Below are 16,547 nucleotides of genomic sequence, written 5' to 3' on the forward strand. Positions count from 1 at the left end.
TAATGGAAATTGATTTACAGTGGAATGAAATCATCGATAACTTAATACATTTAGGTATTGCCTACCTACTTGCGCTACCTATGGCTTACGACAGAGAGCGTAGCCATGATGGTGCAGGCCTTCGTACCTTTCCTCTTGTTGCTGTTGCATCGTGTGGGTATGCATTAATAGCGATGTCGGTTTTAGATGGCGCAGAAGCTCAATCTAAAATGTTGCAAGGCATCATTACTGGCATTGGTTTTATTGGCGGTGGCGCAATTTTGAAAAATAACAAATCAACCTCCGGTACAGCAACCGCAGCCAGTATTTGGAATATGGGCTTAATTGGTATAGCTGTGGCCTATAGCCGTTACGAAATAGCCATTTTGCTTGCCATTATTAATTTTATAACGCTAAGGTATGTAAAAAAGTTTAAGTGATAATTGGCTGTATTATTACAAGTAATGCGAGCAGATATTGGTCGTATTACGTGTGTATAATCACTGGTAAAATATAAATACACGATTTCAATTTGATACAATATAACATATAATAAATACAGTTTTAAATCACTCTATATAGCTCTCTTATGTCGCTACCTTCAACCGATAACCGCTTACATCATATTGATATATTACGGGGCATTATAATTATATTTATGGTTATTGACCATGGTATGTATTATTGCCTTAATTACTCAGTTACCGATCCGATGACCATTCCAGGGACTGATCCCGTTACCTTTTTTACGCGTTTTGTTTCTCACTTTTGCGCACCACTCTTCGTATTCTTAGCAGGTCTATCTGCGGCTATAACAGAGCATAAATATGTATCCACTAAAGCATTTTCACAAAGCTTGATTATTCGTGGTTTAGTGCTAATTTTGTTTGAATTTACTATTGTTTCGTGGTCTTGGAGCTTTAACCCATTATACCCAATGCTATACGCACAAGTTATTTGGGCTATCGGCTGGGGCTTTGTTATTTTAGGACTGCTGCGTTTCCTGGGCATTTATGCCATTTTTGTAGCAGGCTTATTACTCGTGTTTGGGCATAATTTATTTGATGGAACAAGCTTTGAGCCTAATACATTTGCACATACTGCTTGGTCCATTGCGCATCAAAAAAATGTACTTGATCTCCCTTTTGATTTTCAAATTAGAACAACCTACCCAGTTGCCCCCATTGTTGGCTTAATGGCATTGGCATATTGCGCTGGTGTTTATTACAAAGCGCAACAATACAGTAAAAAAGTGATGAATCACGCATTATTATTAGGCGTTACTTGCCTTGCGCTTTATGGCGTTTTACGTGGATTTAACTTATACGGTGATATGTCACAGTTTGCTATACATACAAGCTCATTACTCACTGTTATGTCGTTTCTAAACCCAACAAAGTATCCGCTTTCGCTGCAGTTTATGTTACTTACTGTTGGCCTTGGGCTTATTTTTTTAAAGGCATTAAGTGGTTTAAAAACCGAGTTTTCGCATAACTTTTTACAAGTACTGGGTAAAACAAGTATGTTTTCATACCTTGTGCATTTGTATTTATTACATGCTATTGCTTGGTTACTTATACCTATTCTTGGCTTCAATTTTAGCGATATGACCTACGCAGATACTCTCGTTGGTTTGCCTGAAGGTTATGGCATGAGTTACACAGCAACACTTTTATTTATAGCCGTTGTAATAGGACTAACAACCCTACTCGCTAAGCGATACATTGTTTGGAAGCGAAGCCACAAACATAGCTTAATTGCTAAATATATATAAGTAAAAACACAAACCCCGCATAATATTTGCGGGGTTTTATGTCATTAACCAATACGTAAAACTTATAAAAAGCTATCACCACTTTGCTTTAGCGTAACGGTTTGTGCTTGAGCGCTTTTAATTAATAACCCACAACGCACATCGTTTTGTGAAATTACAATTTTATCAATTGTGCTTGTATCGTAATTTACTACTTTGTTCTCGCAGCGTAACTGGACTTTAGTTAGCGGCATTTGCGCTTCAAGCGCTACTTCACTTTTTGACAATAAAGGTAATATCGCCTGCTTAGGCAATAGCTCTATTTGTTGTTTTATATCACCAGAACTTTTATAAATATCATTAACTTGAGCTAATAACTGTTCCTTATTTTGCTGTGTAAAAGTGATGGATTCAATATTGCCTAACGCATCTATTGCGTCATAGGCACGTACATAATCTTGTTTTGATATAAACCATTGTAATGCATTTTTTATCACACGCTTTTGAATTTGATCTGGTAGGTTACCTCTAAATAAAAACGCTTCGTTGATGTGCTGATCAAAGCTCTTCCAGTCTTGTACAAAATAACTGTGCTGGCTTTTAAGCCATGCAAGCAAAACAATCTCAACCGTATTTTTCGTATGTTCGTTTTCTAACTCATTAATACGGCTTTTAGCTTCATCGTATTTCTTTTCATCGATTAACTTACTAGCTTGTTCATAATCATTAAAAAAGCCGCGAGACGCTTTATCATTTGAAAATCCAGCATGTAAATTTTGCGAACTTACAGTAATAGTTTTTGCTACAGGTATAGTCTCGCCATTTAATTTTGCACTTTTGTAGTTGAGCTTAGACACGTAATCCATTACTTCTCTTTGATACTTTTTTTGACCAGCTGTAGCTACAATTTCGATATCGCTCACTTGGCCGTTTTCATCAACAAGATAACTACTTAAATTAATTCCTTCTAATCGAGACGCACGCGGTGAGGTATTAGTAAGTTGATCGTAATTTTTATTAATCACCTCTGCAGGGACAAAGTCGTCAGCAAACGCAGAGAGTTGAGTAAAAGCAGAAGTTAAAGAAAGCGCTAATATGAGTTTTTTCATCGGTTTTATCCATCCTAGATAGTGTTTATATAATAGAAACAAACGATCAACATAAAAGCAAGTATAAACACAAAAAATAAGTTCAATTAATAAGCTAAATTTGGGGGGTAACAAAAATAATCTAATAGCTACATATATTTTAGGCATTAAAAAAGGCGCTTAAAAAGCGCCTTGCTAACAAGTATGTGTGCTTAAAACATATCTTGATAGGAGTTTGTTGTGCTAAACGTAATTGCTTTTTCAAAGCCAGGTAAATGAATACTTTGCTCGTCTATTACAATGTCGTTGTCGTCAATAAGTCCGTCGCCAAAGCGATAAATAAGCTCGTACTGGCCTAAATCTGCTTGCGTTTGATACGTTTTCTGCGAAGCGCTAACCACACTATTTTTCTGTGTGTAACTAGTTATAACATCATCGCCATGGCGCTTAGCAAGCATTTGCATTGTTACTTTTGGTGAAAGTACAGTCGCTGTTGCATTGTTACCGCCAAAGCCTTTTGAATTTATAAAAGCAATATCCATATCAGCGCATTCGTAATGGCTATTACGAATATCAAGATGGTCGCTATAAACATCATCAGCCACTTTATCAATTGTGGTAATACCCGGCATAATATTATGACTAAATATGCCTAACGCAATCGCTAACTGGTCACCACTTGCAGGTGCAATAGTATGGCCAACATACGCTTTTGGCGCTGTTACTTTCCAGTTATCAATAGCAAACGTTTGCGCTACTTTATGATAAATCAAAGACTCTGTTACACGGTTTTGCGGTGTACTAGAACCATGAGCTAAAATAAAGCTACGTTCTTGCAGTGCTTCTTTACCTAATAAGCTGCTAGCAAGTGCAGCTGATTTTGCCATTGTAATATAGTTACCAGGTCCAGGTGATGTAATCGACTTTTTAACGCCATCTGCATTTACAAACACATCCGGTACGCTGCCCATAATATCAGCGCCCAACTCAAGGGCTAAAGCATCATCCATTAAAATAGCAACTTGCGCGCCTTCACCTAATGTAAAGCCACAGTTATCGCCAAATGGGCGACTGCTAGTACGGTAATCTGGTTCTTCATCATTTGATAAGTTATCTAAACGGCGCAAACCTTCAACGTTTGCAAGTGCACTCATGTTACCAAAGCCTTCTACAACTTCTGGTGTAATAGCGCACTCAACACTTGCGACAACCGCAACGCGTGTGCGCCCTGCTTGTATGTCATTAACCGCTGCACGTAAATTATATAAAAACGTTGCACATGCGCCCGAGGTCGAAAACGTAGTACCTACATTGCCCGTAACATAGGCATTAATAAAATCGGTCGACATTGTATTTAAGCCCAGTGCTAACTGCTTAGTGCTAACACGGTCGCCTTGTTGGCGCGCCTTTACTAAACCACCTAGGCCTTTGTCGTCCATTTGGCCAATTACCGATGCTGAATAGGTACCAATTTTATCTGGCTCTACGCTATTCATAATATGCTGCCAATCAAGCCCTGTTGATTTAATCGCATCTGTAGCTGCAAAAATAGTGGCTTGCAAACCACGAGGCTGATAGCGGCTGTTATACATAACTGATGGATCAAACCCAGTCGGAAATTGCCCAGCAGATTTAATTGGGTTATCGCGTGTTGAGTCATGCTTTACGTCTAAGTCGGCTGCAATAGTTACTTTAACTTTTTTGCCTTCAAGCTCTTCAACTTGCCAGCTAGCTGGAATAGGTGCAGGTAAGTCGCGAGCACGCGTTTCAAACACAATTGCGTTATCGCTTGATGCGGTTAGTGTCATTTTTTGCTGCCACGGTGTTGCGTCGGCATCAAAGTGTTCTTTTTCAATTTTACGAATAAGTGTACCAGCAATAATTTGCTCACCAAAGCGTGCTTCTATGTCGCTTTGCTCAACATTATTACCTTGTGTATCTTGTAATTGGCCGTTTACAACGCTTACTAGATTCATCAGTGTGGCGAGGCCTAAAAATGTTTCACTGCGATCTTGAGCATTTAAACTATCTAACACGATACGGCGATAACCTTGATGAAAAGAAGTACGGCCAGCGGCGTTAATGCCACCCATGCCTACTATAACGGGTAATGCTGTCATAATTTACCTTTTAGAAACGTGTTATAAGGAGAAGAGGCAGTTTAAATGGATTACGCACCACACATTGTGCTTTAATAGCCAAATATTCAGCACAAAAGGCCAAAATGTACTGGTCGGAGCATTTATATGACTGATAAACACACTAATCCACCTCTAAACATTGCTATAGCGGTATATCCGCATTTATTAGTGACTAGTTTAACGCTGCCTATAGAAATGCTAAGAGCCGGCGAGGCCTTTGCTAAAGGGCATCTTGATAAGCAAAGCTTTAGGCCACTTGCTATAAATTTAGTGGCTAAAAGTGCTGAATCTATACCCACCCGTGCAGGCCTTGCTATAAATCCTGATTGCATAACAACTAACGCGCCCTACAGCGATTTGATTATAGTGCCGGGTATTTGGCGGAACCCACGCCCAGTGGTGCGAACAAATCAGGAAATAGTTGATTGGCTAAGTGAAAGCTTTAGCGCAGGCAGCCATATAATTGGTGTCGGTACTGGCAACTGTTTATTAGCTGAGGCTGGCTTACTTGATGGCCACCCTGCTACCACCCATTGGCATTACGCCAAACAATTTAGCCATGACTACCCGCAGGTGCGCTTAAAGCCCGACTTTTTTATAACCCAATCAGAGCGCATGTATACCGTAGCAAGCCTTAATGCCCTTGCAGATGTTATCGTACATATTATCAGCCAGTACTACACAAAAGCCGCCGCGCAGCATGTAGAGCGTAATTTTTCGCACGAAATACGCAAACCCTACGAAGATCAACGCTATTTAGAAGGTGCAGTAGACCGCCACCCCGATGAGCTAATTGCGCAAATTCAATTTTGGCTAAAAACGAATTTAGCCACCGAGCTAAACTTGCAAGAAGTCGCTGCCCAATTTAGCTTAAGCTATCGTACTTTTACCCGCCGCTTTAGAGCCGCAACGAACCAAAGCCCTATCGAGTATTGGCAACAATTACGCGTAGAAGGTGCGAAAGAGTTATTAGCATCATCAAATTTATCAATTCAAGAAGTGGCTTTAGAAGTTGGATATAACGACCAAGGGCATTTAACCCGCGTGTTTAAAAAAGTATTAAGCCAAACACCCAGTGGCTACAGAAAAGTAGTTAGGAGAAAGTTGTTTGGCTAACCAGCGACGACACTCTAAATTGGTATTTTTTTATACATAAATTATACTCTTATCAATAATATAATTTACGCCATACCAAGGTAACTGCATGAGAGATAAACTTAGTAAGCACCTTTTTGATCCACAAAGCGATGCTTCTATTGAATCAAAGTTATTAAAGTTACTTTCACTTGTACGAAAACATTTAAGTATGGAAGTCGCGTTTATTTCAAAATTCACCAATACTGAGCGCGTTTTTAAAGTGGTAGATAACCAAACTACAAATACATGCGTATCAGTAGGTAATTCAGATCCAATTTGCGAAACTTACTGTAAAAAAATATCTGATAACGAGCTAGAACAAATAATCCCTAATACTCTTGAGCACCCAATAACCCGCAACATGCCAGTCACAGAAAAGCTAAATATTGGCTCTTATATTGGTGTACCCATTATTTTATCCACCGGAAAAGTTTATGGAACTTTTTGCTGTTATAAAACCGTATTAGACAATGCCCTGAACGACAAAGATTTGTCATTTCTTAGGCTCATTTCTGAAATAGCTACTGAGTTAATCGAAAAAAAAGTTCAGTCTGACATTTTAAATAATGAGTCAAAGTCGCTTATTGAAAATATTATAAAAACAAACGATATTACGATTTATTTTCAGCCCATATTTAATTTATCAACCAACCAACTTTCGGGTTATGAATCTCTGTCACGCTTTTTTATTGAACCCTATAAAACACCTGATATTTGGTTTAAAGATGCTGAAAAACTGGGTTTAGGAGAAGCATTAGAAATACTTGCTATACAAAATACATTACATTGCTTAGATCAATTTAATGAAAAAGCTTATATCACTATAAATACTTCACCTCAGCATATTTTATCAGGCTCAATAGACAAAGTATTACAAAGCATCGATTGTAATAGAATAATTTTAGAAGTGACTGAACATTCACCTATTTTAGACTACCAAGCGATGCGAACTGCACTTCAACCATTAAGAAGCAAAGGCGTAAGATTAGCTATAGATGATGTTGGAGCTGGCTATTCGTCTTTTCAACATATTTTAGAATTAGAGGCAGATATCATTAAGTTAGATATAAGCCTCACTCAAAATATAAATAAAGACAGTAGAAAGTTTTTATTAGCTAAAGCACTATGCGGATTTGCCAAAGCTATTAATTGCTCAATTGTAGCTGAGGGTATAGAAAATCAAGATGAATTAAACACACTAAGAAAACTAGGCGTTGATAACGTGCAAGGCTATTTTATTGGGCGCCCAGCTCCTATTGAAGATGCCATCCAATATCAAACAATTACGCTATAATTAATAAACGCCACTTTTAGTGGCGTTCTGATTCGTTAAATTCTTTTCGATAATAGCGCTTTTGATAGTTTTTTACTTTAGTGTGTACGCCTTTGCTTAAGCTTTTAAATTTAGCCTCAAGTACGTCTACACCGTATAAAATACCGACCACCAGCACCGAGAGTTTTATTGCAGCCCCAAGGTTTTCTGTCGCTATCATCACGCCTATTGATGCAAGCACCCAAATGGTTGCAGCAGAGGTTACGCCAACTACCGCACCATCTTTTGCGAGCATAACGCCTGCCCCTAAAAAGCCAATACCTGTAATTATTTGCCCAACTACACGAGAATGATCTATTACATCTCCTTGTAAATTAAACGCAGTGGATAAAAACAAATACGTACCCAACGTTATTAGGGCTGATGTACGAATACCTACAGGCTTGCCGCGCAATTGGCGCTCTATTCCAATAATAGCACCACAAAAAGCCGCAGTACCAATAGCTGCCCATGAATACGGGGCTACATCAATTAAATCTAAAAAAGTCACTGTTAACCTTATATTTTATTAGCTATAGCCACCGCCGTTCTTAAACGTTGGCTACCAAACGCTGACATTTTGCTAAAATCACTTCGTGCAATAGGTACATATTGGCAATCTATTGCGAGCTGTTTATCGTTACCGGGCTCACAAAACGGATCGTGAACATACACGCAGTGCTCGTCAAGGTGCGTAACACACACCCAGTGTGGCGATTTTTTACCATCAAAACTATATGTACTAATTAATAACAGCACACTAAAGCCTTTACTTAACCACTGCTCAATATGCTCAAGCTCTACATCTTTATACGTAAGCGGTATATTTGCTTTTGCAATACCATCTACAAATTGTTGATGCACGGTGGCAAGTACCACTTTTTTGTTTTCGTTACGTACGCCATCTAAAAACAAAGGCTCTGTGGTATTAACCATTACCTCGCTTTTAAAACCACGCTTATTAGCCCCAAGTGCCAAACCAAACGGATGGCAACCACCATGACCCGATGTCATAAAAATGGTGGTACCTTCACGCCAAAGTGCCAGCTCATGCGATTGGGTAAGCTCAGTTGTTGGCTCAAGTGCGCCCATTGCCATTAATAGTGCAGCAGGTCCGCACGTAAACTCAGTAGTTTGCTGATACCACGGCGTTAAACGCGCCACTTTTAACTCACTCGTTTGTCGAATGTTTTTTTGCATTCGTAGTGCGTCACTGTGGTCATCGTAATAATCGCTATATTGACCAAACACTCTGTAACCTAAGCTTTTATAAAGCCCTATCGCACCTTGGTTATTTACAGCCACTTCTAAACGAAGGTAAATACGCCCTCGCTCATACGTTTCTTTTTCAAGGCTAGTAAGCAATGTCTTTGCAACGCCCTTACCTTGCATTGTGGGTTTTACAGCAAGCGAATATAAACGCGCTAAACGAGTCCCTTTATGGCACCACACTAATCCATATCCACATACTTGCTCGCCATTTTGGGCAACGAGTAAAATACCGTGTTTTGCACTAAGCCAGCGTTTTAAACTACGCGGACTTAATTTATCGTTATTAAAGCAAGCGTTTTCAACGTCAATCAGTGCATTTAAATCACTACTAAGCGCCTTTCGAATAACAAGGTTGCTCATGTTATTACCCACGGCCTCGTGCTTCTAAGCGTTGTTTAAACTCATCCATAATGATCATGTATAGCTCGTCGCCTAAATAGCCGTCTTCTACCTTGTGATCAATACTTGGGTTGTCGTTTACTTCAAGTACATATGCTTTGCCTTGATGCTCTTTAACATCTACGCCATATAAACCCCTACCCACTGTTTTACATGCTTTTAATGCTGCATCTAACACCGCTTTTGGTAACTCAAAGGTTGGTAGAGTTTCAAAGCCGCCAGAGAAAAACCGTTTAGCGTCGTGGTTATAAATTTGCCAATGGTTACGCGCCATTAAATAGCGGCATGCATAAATTGCACGGCCATTTAACACACCCACTCGCCAATCATATTCGGTATACATGTACTCTTGTGCAAGCACTAATGCGCTATATTCAAACAGCTCTGTAAGCTTAGCGGCAAGCTCATCACGGTTTGAAACTTTAAACACACCTTTTGAGAACGACCCTTCAGGCATTTTTAAAACAAGCGGATACGTAAACGCTTCTTCTAATTGCTCAAGCGTTTCATTTGCTTGATCAGCCACTACAACCGTTTTTAAACTTGGCACTTTTTGATAATTAAATGCATCGTGTAAATACACTTTATTACAACAACGTAAAATAGACTCAGCATCGTCAATAACCACTAAACCCAGGCTTTGCGCTATGCTTGCAAGGCGATACGTTGGGTGGTCAATCGCTGTAGTTTGGCGAATAAATAACGCATCAAACTGGGCAATGTTATCAATTTCGTCAAAGCTTAATGCTTGTGCATAAATACCGTGTTTAGCAGCTGCTTTAATAAAACGTGCAATGGCGTCTTTGTCACTCGGTGGTACTTTTTCGTTATGATCAACAAGTATTGCCATGTCCCATCTAAAACGACGTTGCACAGAACTAATACGCCACTGCGTTTTAGTAAAGTTATCTAGCTTGGCTACAAATTCGCTGTACTGCTGCTCGCTTAAAGACGACATCGAGCCTTGTTGCAATAATCCTTGTTCATCAACAAATAAAATAGGCGCTGGGTATTGTTTAAATACCGACTTTGCCGCTTTTGATTGTAAATCGTTTTGGGCATTACCAAAGTAAAGTGTGCCATCTATTTGGCCCACATTTAACATAGGAGCTTGGCCACTACGAAGAGCATTAATGGTTTTTACACTGGGTAAAACTTGGTGCTTGCGCGCCTCTGCAAGTAATGAGCAATAGTAACCTTTGCTCAAGTATTGGCTTGAGTCGCACAGATTAATAATGCGTGTTTTTGGTTCGTTATGTTTTGGGTAATCACGTAAGTAGGTATTAAACGTAATTACATTTTCGAACGATTGAGCAAGCGTTTGCTCGTTGTTATCAACCACAATTAAGGTTTTAAACACGACTTTTCCTAGTTAAGTCAAAATATAAAAAGCATGCTTAGTAAAATACTAAGCATTATAAATAGAAACACCCATCGTACTAAGTGGGCATTGCGCGAATCACTTAATATGATGGGTGCTTTAACAGGTACCTACTGTACGAGTTAGCGCTTAAATTGCTTAAGCGACATGTGCTTTATATGCCCTTTTTTAAAAACGCACAAACGAGATATTTTTAGCGTGAAGATGAAAAATATTGATTAACTAATAATGCAGATTAAAATACGCAAAACAACACCTTATGAGAGTTAAAAATGTCGCTGCCTGCTTGCTCAAAATGCCAATGTGAATATGTTTACGAAGACCAACAACTGCTTATTTGCCCCGAGTGCGCCCATGAGTGGAACCCAAATACTACAAATGATGAAGACGCAATTTTAGTAAAAGATGCCAACGGCACTTTACTTAATGATGGCGATAAAGTGACCGTAGCCAAAGATTTAAAAATTAAAGGCAGCTCGCAAGTAATTAAAATTGGCACCAAAGCGGTTGTTAGACGTGTGCTTGATAAAAAAGATCACGAACTTGATTGTAAAGTAGAAGGCATTGGCGAAATGATGGTAACAGCGAAATTTGTGAAAAAAGCTAATTCGCAGGTCGGATAAATGGCGAAGCCATGCCATCCGACGCGTAATAAAGGCCAAAGTTATTTCATTCAACAACAAACTTTTGTACAAAGCTAAAGTGTATTATGTTGCTATGGCTTTGTCGGATGGCGCTTCGCTTATCCGACCTACAAATAATTTATATCTTTTCGCCACACCAGTTATTCGTATAAATCCCTCGCTATACGGCTCTGTGAAAACTTGAATAAGGCCAATCAACTATTCGACTAACTAGACCATGCTTTAACGGATTAAAATGAACATAGTTAACATGGTGCCAATAATCATTATCATCCCTGATGGTATGTTCCCAAAAACGGCGTTGCCAAATTCCTCGCTCATTTTTACGTTTTCTTGTTTGAGTTAAAAACTCTGTTTTTGGGAGTGATTTTGAAAATCGCTTTTTAATTTCTCGCCAGCGCCCAGAATAATCCGTATCGTTGTCTGGCAAGGTTAAAACCGCATGAAGGTGATCGGGTAGCACAACCCATGCATCTATATAAAATGGCCTTTGGAATTTAACAACGCGGATAGACTCTCTTAATAAATCAATATGCTCAACTAACAACGATTTATTACGGTCGAGCAAATTAACAGTAAAAAAATATGACCCTCCTTTTACATAATTCCGACGATATTGCATTGTATGTCCACTATATTATTAGATAAATAAAGCGTAAATTTAGGATATATACAACATTGGCGTAGGTCGGATAAATGGCAAAGCCATGCCATCCGACAATAGATTTATGAACAAAGGTAATAGTTTATCGTGTTGGTAATTAGGCTGGGTGTCCCCTAATTATTTATCTATTTGTAATTCTTTAGCTGCAGCAACTAATACATACATACATAGGGAATTGAAGAACTTCCTGCGATTTAACTATGACTCTTCTTGATGGTTCTCCTTTTTCTGCACAGATTTTTATACACCACCCAAGAACAAGCTGCTCCTCTGTTTTGTCAATTCCGTGTAAATTACAAAAATCCATAACACACATAAAATCAATTTGTTGATTGTTCGATTCTATATTTTGTAATTTATTGCCAAGATGATTTAGCATTTTTTCATGTGTATTAAATTGTTCCTGAGTTTTACGTTCCAACTCTTCTCTTTGTTCAATTTCCATTAAAAGAGTAGTAGCTAGCCTTTTAACATCAGAGTCTTGAGAAACTAACGGTGGTGGGTATTCACCATATTTGGTTAATGAAGGTACAACCTCATGAAACAACCATCTTTGGAAAATTTTACCTGCAATAGTTTTATCACTAGATAAAACTCGATATAACCCAGGTTGTGTAACAAAAATTTCTTCATCATCAGAATACTTGCCACCTATGACTGGTTCCATAATATATTCATCTGAATCAAGCGCATTCAATTGCCCTTTAAGCACGTTCACCATAGATTTAGCGACATGATTTTCATTAATTTCACGATTTTCTTTATTTAACGTAATAAGTACGTCTCTTAAAGAAACATATAAAATATCATCTCTATGAAATGTTCTTATATCGCTAGAACCAGTTTCACCTGTATAGCAAACTTTGACTAAATTATTATTCATGTGCTTTAAATGAACTCCTAAATTGATGTAGTGAACTAGCAACTTACCGAACACCACTTTGGGGTTTTATAACATCCCAAAACGACGTGTATTACTTAGCCCAGTAATTCCACTAAATAACTTCAATGTAAACAAATGATTAGCCATGTTATAAAATAGGCTCTGTTGTTTTGCACCAAAACGACTTTTAATAGTGTTATGAGACAAAATTACCTTTGTCGGATGGCGCTTCGCTTATCCGACCTACATTTAAAGATTACATATTCACCACGTCAGGTATTAAAGCATTGACGTAGGTCGGATAAGTGGCGAAGCCATGCCATCCGATAATTAATTTATGAATATAAATAAGCGTTTATTACGTTGGCATGGCTCTACCAGCAAACGCTTCTCGTAAAAACCAAAGCTTTATAAGATCTCTACCACAACATATTCGTGGGCTTTACCTGCAATTGTTAACGTAATTTCATCATCAATCTGTTTATTTAATAATTGCTTACCCATTGGTGCGCCGGGTGTTACAACAGCAATTGCATGTTGTTTAACATTTACGGTTAAACCACCTGCTGCAGGGCCTAAATAAAACCATTTTTGGGCTGCGTTATCATCTTCTAAACATACCAGCGAACCGATAGCTATTTTGTCGGTTGGCTTTTCGTTAAAGGCAGGCTCAAACAATTCTATGCTTTTATAGCAATCGTTTACGCGCTGGGCTTGGCCTTGTGCTAAATAAGCGGCTTCGAGCCCTAGGGTATCGTATTTGTTTTCGGCTATGTTTTCTTCATGTGTGGCGGTGTCGTGCGCGGTTTTTGCCGCTACTTTTGCTGTTGTAAGCTGCGCTTCTAGCGCAAAACGAAGATGTTCGATAACGTGGGTTTTATTCATGGGGATTAATACAATACTGGCAGTAAAAATAAGGCAGTTAGTTTAACATTTTTGCGGGGCTTAAAACCATTGTTTTAAACCCCGCAAGGTTGGTTGGAATACTAGCCGGGTTTAAATAAACATTAAACAAGCAAAGAGCCGCTGGTTGGTGCAGCTCTTTGCTTGTGCTTTATTAAAAACCTTATGGCATATCTAATAATGTTTGCGTGTGGGCATCTACTTTAACTTCGTAGTTTTTAGCGCTTAAGCCTAATAGCTCCGGCAAGGTTGCCGCTATACAAATAGACGAGAACGTACCCACTACAATGCCAGTAAATAATGCAATAGCAAAGCCTTGCAGTGGTGCACCTGCAAGCAACCAAACGCTCGCAACCGTTGCAAGTGTGGTACCCGACGTTATTAAGGTACGTGTTAGCGTACTTTTAATCGCATTATTAATAATAGTCGCTGGGCTAAGTACATTGTTTGATTGAACACGTAAAAGCTCGCGTACTCTATCCCCTACTATTATTGAGTCGTTAAGTGAGTAACCAATAATAGCCAGTAAACTTGCCAGTACGGTTAGGTTAAATTCAATTTGTAATAGTGAAAATAATCCAAGTACAAGTATTAAATCGTGCACTAGCGCAACCACAGAGCCTACCGCTAATCGCCATTCAAAACGCACTGCAAGGTAAATCATTACCGCAATCATTGCAGCAAACATTGCTAAACAGCCTTGATCAAATAACTCATCGCCCACTTGTGAGCCAATATAAGCTGACGATAATACCTGTGCGTTTATATCATCGTTTTGTGTAACAGCGCTTTGCCAATCAAGGCTATTAGCTGTTGTTGATGCACTTGGCGCTTCTCTTAATTGAAAATGACTATTACCTTGCGCGGTTAGCTCAAACTCACCGTTGTGATTTTTAGCAATAAACGATTGAAGCTCTTTTAGTTCAACACTTTGGCTGGTTGTAAACTCAGTTAAATAACCGCCGGTAAAATCTAGGCCAAAATTTAGACCTTTTTGCGTAAGCGTAAATACGGATAGCAGCACTAAAATGGCACTTAAAAGCATACCCATAAAGCGTAAACGTGTGCCCGCCTCACCTTTCAAAAAAGTGTTAAGCATGTGCTTTTTCTCCTACTTTTTTACCCATTTTTAAAAACAACGTTTGGCTTAATATTTTTGATACGTACACACCTGTAAATACAGACGTTAAAAGCCCCAGTGCGAGTGTAATGGCAAAACCTTTAACGGGCCCATAGCCTATGCCGTATAAGATAAGTGCGGTGATCATGGTGGTTATATTGGCATCAAATATTGTATTTGCGGCTTGTTTATAACCCTCTTGAATAGCTTGATATGGTGCACGGCCTTGGCGGCGTTCTTCTTTAATGCGTTCAAATATTATTACGTTAGTGTCTACCGCCATACCTATGGTTAGCACCAGGCCAGCGATACCCGGAAGCGTTAACACAACCCCTGGTAATAATGACATTAAGCCCACAAGCGACGTTAAATTTAATATAAGTGCTACGTTTGCAATAAGGCCTAAACGGCGATACCAAAGCGCCATAAATGCAAGCGTAATACCCATGCCTAACATAAGCGCGGCTAAGCCATTACTAATATTTTCGCTGCCGAGGCTTGGCCCTATTGTTTGTTCGTGCACAATTGTAACGGGTGCTGTAAGCGAGCCTGCACGTAATAACAATGCTAGATCGGCTGCCGCTTGTTGGCTTTTCATATTGGTAATACTAAAACGCGAACTTAAATGCTGAGCAATATTGGCAACATTAATAACTTCGCTTTTTTTAACTACTTCACCTTTAGCATTTTGAGAATACTCAGAGTAAACCGTCGCCATTGGCTTACCAATATTGGCTTTTGAAAACGCCGACATTGCATCCCCTCCTTGGCCGTCTAGGCTTAGCTGTACCAATGGTTTACCCCAATCGTCGCGGCCTATGTTTGCATTATTAATATGATCGCCTGTAAAAATTGGCACAGGATCGAGCTTTATGGTTCCGCCCGATTGCATATTAAATGTTTGCCCGCCAATTTCTTTTAATTGATAAAAACCAAGCGATGCTGTTGCACCAATAATACGTTTTGCTTCGGTTGGATCTTGCACGCCTGGTAGCTCTATACGAATGCGGTGCTTTCCTTGGCGCTGTGTTACCGCTTCGGTAATGCCTAACTCTTCAATACGTGAACGAAGGGTTGTGAGTGTTTGCCCCATTACTTCTTTATCAAAGCTGCTGCGGCCTTGCTCCGAATAACTAAATTTGGCAGTTTTAACGCTGCCGTTATTGCTTGTTACAACGGCTAAATTAGCAAACCGGCTTTGTAGCTCTTCAATAACGGGGGTTAACTTGTCTGTTGCATTAGGCAATGCGTTTATTTCAAACCCGTGCTGAGTTTGCTGCGCTTTTACGCCATGTGCTTTTTGCTTAATAATGATTGATTTAGCTTGTTGATACGCACTGACTAACTGCTCATCAACGGCTTTATCTAAATCTACGTCTAATACAAATAGCACACCGCCATTTAAATCAAGGCCCAGCTTTATTGGTGATAAACCAAAATTTTGTAACCATGTAGGGCTGGTTGCATGCTCAACAATTTTAACTTGCGTGTTTGGGTATTGCGCTTTTATAGCCGCTTGTGCCTGAGCGCTTTTAGTTGGCTCGTTTAAAAGTACATTAATAGTTGATTGCTTATCTAAACCCTGCTCAACCTCTAACCCTTGGTTATTTAAAAAAGTAACTAGCGTTTTAGTGCTCGGTAAAGATTGCGTTTCACTGTGCGGAGCAGCACTGATGTGCAACCACGATTTATTTGGGTATAAATTTGGTAATGCGCTGATAGCTAATAAAACCAATACTATTAGCATGGCTATATAGCTTAATTTGAACTTAGCCGTAGACGGTTTTTTGTCTTTTTTAAAACTTAACATGTTGAATCCTTATTGCCAGCAAAGCTAGCAACGTACTTTTTAAAAGCACAATTAATCTGCA

General features: G+C 39.1%; 15 protein-coding genes. 5 read left to right on the plus strand and 10 right to left on the minus strand.

Features of this window, described 5'->3' with window-relative positions; all coding sequences use genetic code 11:
- Positions 1–2: 2 nt before the first annotated feature.
- Both H5092_RS06815 and H5092_RS06820 read left to right on the plus strand, forming a co-directional pair.
- Positions 3–419, plus strand: a complete 417-nt coding sequence (locus H5092_RS06815; RefSeq protein WP_002960738.1) for an MgtC/SapB family protein — start codon at positions 3–5, stop codon at positions 417–419.
- 149 nt (positions 420–568) lie between these two features.
- Entirely contained in the window at positions 569–1,753 is a 1,185-nt protein-coding gene (locus H5092_RS06820) for a DUF1624 domain-containing protein (RefSeq protein WP_182733178.1), read from the plus strand.
- A 62-nt stretch (positions 1,754–1,815) separates the two neighbouring features.
- Here the strand turns inward: H5092_RS06820 and H5092_RS06825 are convergent, their stop codons facing one another.
- Complete coding sequence (locus H5092_RS06825; protein WP_182733179.1) at positions 1,816–2,841, minus strand: energy transducer TonB; 1,026 nt, start codon at positions 2,839–2,841, stop codon at positions 1,816–1,818.
- 191 nt (positions 2,842–3,032) lie between these two features.
- Positions 3,033–4,940 carry a beta-ketoacyl synthase gene (locus H5092_RS06830; RefSeq protein ID WP_182733180.1) on the minus strand — a complete coding sequence of 636 codons (1,908 nt, stop codon included), beginning with the start codon at positions 4,938–4,940 and terminating at the stop codon, positions 3,033–3,035.
- A 126-nt stretch (positions 4,941–5,066) separates the two neighbouring features.
- Here H5092_RS06830 and H5092_RS06835 point away from each other — a divergent pair, with 126 nt between their 5' ends.
- Together H5092_RS06835 and H5092_RS06840 are read left to right on the plus strand one after the other, a co-directional pair.
- A complete protein-coding gene (locus H5092_RS06835) occupies positions 5,067–6,077 on the plus strand; it encodes a GlxA family transcriptional regulator (RefSeq protein WP_138488986.1) in 1,011 nt (336 codons plus the stop codon).
- 88 nt (positions 6,078–6,165) lie between these two features.
- Positions 6,166–7,392, plus strand: coding sequence for an EAL domain-containing protein (locus H5092_RS06840; RefSeq protein ID WP_182733181.1), 1,227 nt, complete (start codon positions 6,166–6,168; stop codon positions 7,390–7,392).
- A gap of 16 nt (positions 7,393–7,408) precedes the next feature.
- Here H5092_RS06840 and H5092_RS06845 read toward each other — a convergent pair whose 3' ends face one another.
- From H5092_RS06845 to H5092_RS06855, 3 genes are read right to left on the minus strand one after another with little or no spacing between them, the layout of a single operon-like run.
- Positions 7,409–7,921: an MgtC/SapB family protein gene (locus tag H5092_RS06845; protein WP_002960746.1), complete on the minus strand. Its 513-nt coding sequence runs from the start codon at positions 7,919–7,921 to the stop codon at positions 7,409–7,411.
- Positions 7,922–7,929: 8 nt separating this feature from the next.
- On the minus strand, positions 7,930–9,042 hold the full coding sequence (locus H5092_RS06850) for a GNAT family N-acetyltransferase/peptidase C39 family protein (protein WP_182733182.1): 1,113 nt from the start codon (positions 9,040–9,042) through the stop codon (positions 7,930–7,932).
- A gap of 4 nt (positions 9,043–9,046) precedes the next feature.
- Positions 9,047–10,441, minus strand: a complete 1,395-nt coding sequence (locus H5092_RS06855) for a RimK family protein (RefSeq protein WP_182733183.1) — start codon at positions 10,439–10,441, stop codon at positions 9,047–9,049.
- Between the two features lie 293 nt (positions 10,442–10,734).
- Between H5092_RS06855 and H5092_RS06860 the strand changes: the two genes are divergently transcribed.
- Positions 10,735–11,085 (plus strand): zinc ribbon domain-containing protein YjdM, encoded by a 351-nt coding sequence (locus tag H5092_RS06860; RefSeq protein ID WP_182724301.1) that lies wholly within the window; start codon positions 10,735–10,737, stop codon positions 11,083–11,085.
- A 181-nt stretch (positions 11,086–11,266) separates the two neighbouring features.
- Here the strand turns inward: H5092_RS06860 and H5092_RS06865 are convergent, their stop codons facing one another.
- The 5 genes from H5092_RS06865 to secD all read right to left on the minus strand — a co-directional run bounded on the left by H5092_RS06865 (position 11,267) and on the right by secD (position 16,486).
- Positions 11,267–11,728, minus strand: a complete 462-nt coding sequence (locus H5092_RS06865; protein ID WP_182733184.1) for an REP-associated tyrosine transposase — start codon at positions 11,726–11,728, stop codon at positions 11,267–11,269.
- A 181-nt stretch (positions 11,729–11,909) separates the two neighbouring features.
- Positions 11,910–12,653: a BRO family protein gene (locus tag H5092_RS06870; RefSeq protein WP_182733185.1), complete on the minus strand. Its 744-nt coding sequence runs from the start codon at positions 12,651–12,653 to the stop codon at positions 11,910–11,912.
- A gap of 408 nt (positions 12,654–13,061) precedes the next feature.
- Entirely contained in the window at positions 13,062–13,538 is a 477-nt protein-coding gene (locus tag H5092_RS06875) for a GreA/GreB family elongation factor (protein ID WP_007582643.1), read from the minus strand.
- A gap of 181 nt (positions 13,539–13,719) precedes the next feature.
- Positions 13,720–14,655, minus strand: coding sequence for a protein translocase subunit SecF (gene secF, locus H5092_RS06880; protein WP_182715335.1), 936 nt, complete (start codon positions 14,653–14,655; stop codon positions 13,720–13,722).
- Positions 14,648–16,486 carry a protein translocase subunit SecD gene (gene secD, locus H5092_RS06885; protein WP_182733186.1) on the minus strand — a complete coding sequence of 613 codons (1,839 nt, stop codon included), beginning with the start codon at positions 16,484–16,486 and terminating at the stop codon, positions 14,648–14,650. Before secD ends, secF begins: the two co-directional genes overlap by 8 nt.
- Positions 16,487–16,547: the final 61 nt, after the last annotated feature.

It is taken from the genome of Pseudoalteromonas sp. SR41-7, from assembly GCF_014163935.1.
GTDB classification, from domain to species: Bacteria; Pseudomonadota; Gammaproteobacteria; order Enterobacterales; family Alteromonadaceae; genus Pseudoalteromonas; species Pseudoalteromonas distincta.

What these genes read in the sequence shown, in the direction of transcription:
- H5092_RS06830 (WP_182733180.1), bottom strand. Translation starts at nt 4,940, where the DNA reads ATGACAGCATTACCCGTTATAGTAGGCATGGGTGGCATTAACGCCGCT.
- H5092_RS06840 (WP_182733181.1), top strand. Translation starts at nt 6,166, where the DNA reads ATGAGAGATAAACTTAGTAAGCACCTTTTTGATCCACAAAGCGATGCT.
- H5092_RS06820 (WP_182733178.1), top strand. Translation starts at nt 569, where the DNA reads ATGTCGCTACCTTCAACCGATAACCGCTTACATCATATTGATATATTA.
- H5092_RS06850 (WP_182733182.1), bottom strand. Translation starts at nt 9,042, where the DNA reads ATGAGCAACCTTGTTATTCGAAAGGCGCTTAGTAGTGATTTAAATGCA.
- H5092_RS06825 (WP_182733179.1), bottom strand. Translation starts at nt 2,841, where the DNA reads ATGAAAAAACTCATATTAGCGCTTTCTTTAACTTCTGCTTTTACTCAA.
- H5092_RS06815 (WP_002960738.1), top strand. Translation starts at nt 3, where the DNA reads ATGGAAATTGATTTACAGTGGAATGAAATCATCGATAACTTAATACAT.
- H5092_RS06860 (WP_182724301.1), top strand. Translation starts at nt 10,735, where the DNA reads ATGTCGCTGCCTGCTTGCTCAAAATGCCAATGTGAATATGTTTACGAA.
- secD (WP_182733186.1), bottom strand. Translation starts at nt 16,486, where the DNA reads ATGTTAAGTTTTAAAAAAGACAAAAAACCGTCTACGGCTAAGTTCAAA.
- H5092_RS06870 (WP_182733185.1), bottom strand. Translation starts at nt 12,653, where the DNA reads ATGAATAATAATTTAGTCAAAGTTTGCTATACAGGTGAAACTGGTTCT.
- H5092_RS06835 (WP_138488986.1), top strand. Translation starts at nt 5,067, where the DNA reads ATGACTGATAAACACACTAATCCACCTCTAAACATTGCTATAGCGGTA.
- H5092_RS06875 (WP_007582643.1), bottom strand. Translation starts at nt 13,538, where the DNA reads ATGAATAAAACCCACGTTATCGAACATCTTCGTTTTGCGCTAGAAGCG.
- secF (WP_182715335.1), bottom strand. Translation starts at nt 14,655, where the DNA reads ATGCTTAACACTTTTTTGAAAGGTGAGGCGGGCACACGTTTACGCTTT.
- H5092_RS06865 (WP_182733184.1), bottom strand. Translation starts at nt 11,728, where the DNA reads ATGCAATATCGTCGGAATTATGTAAAAGGAGGGTCATATTTTTTTACT.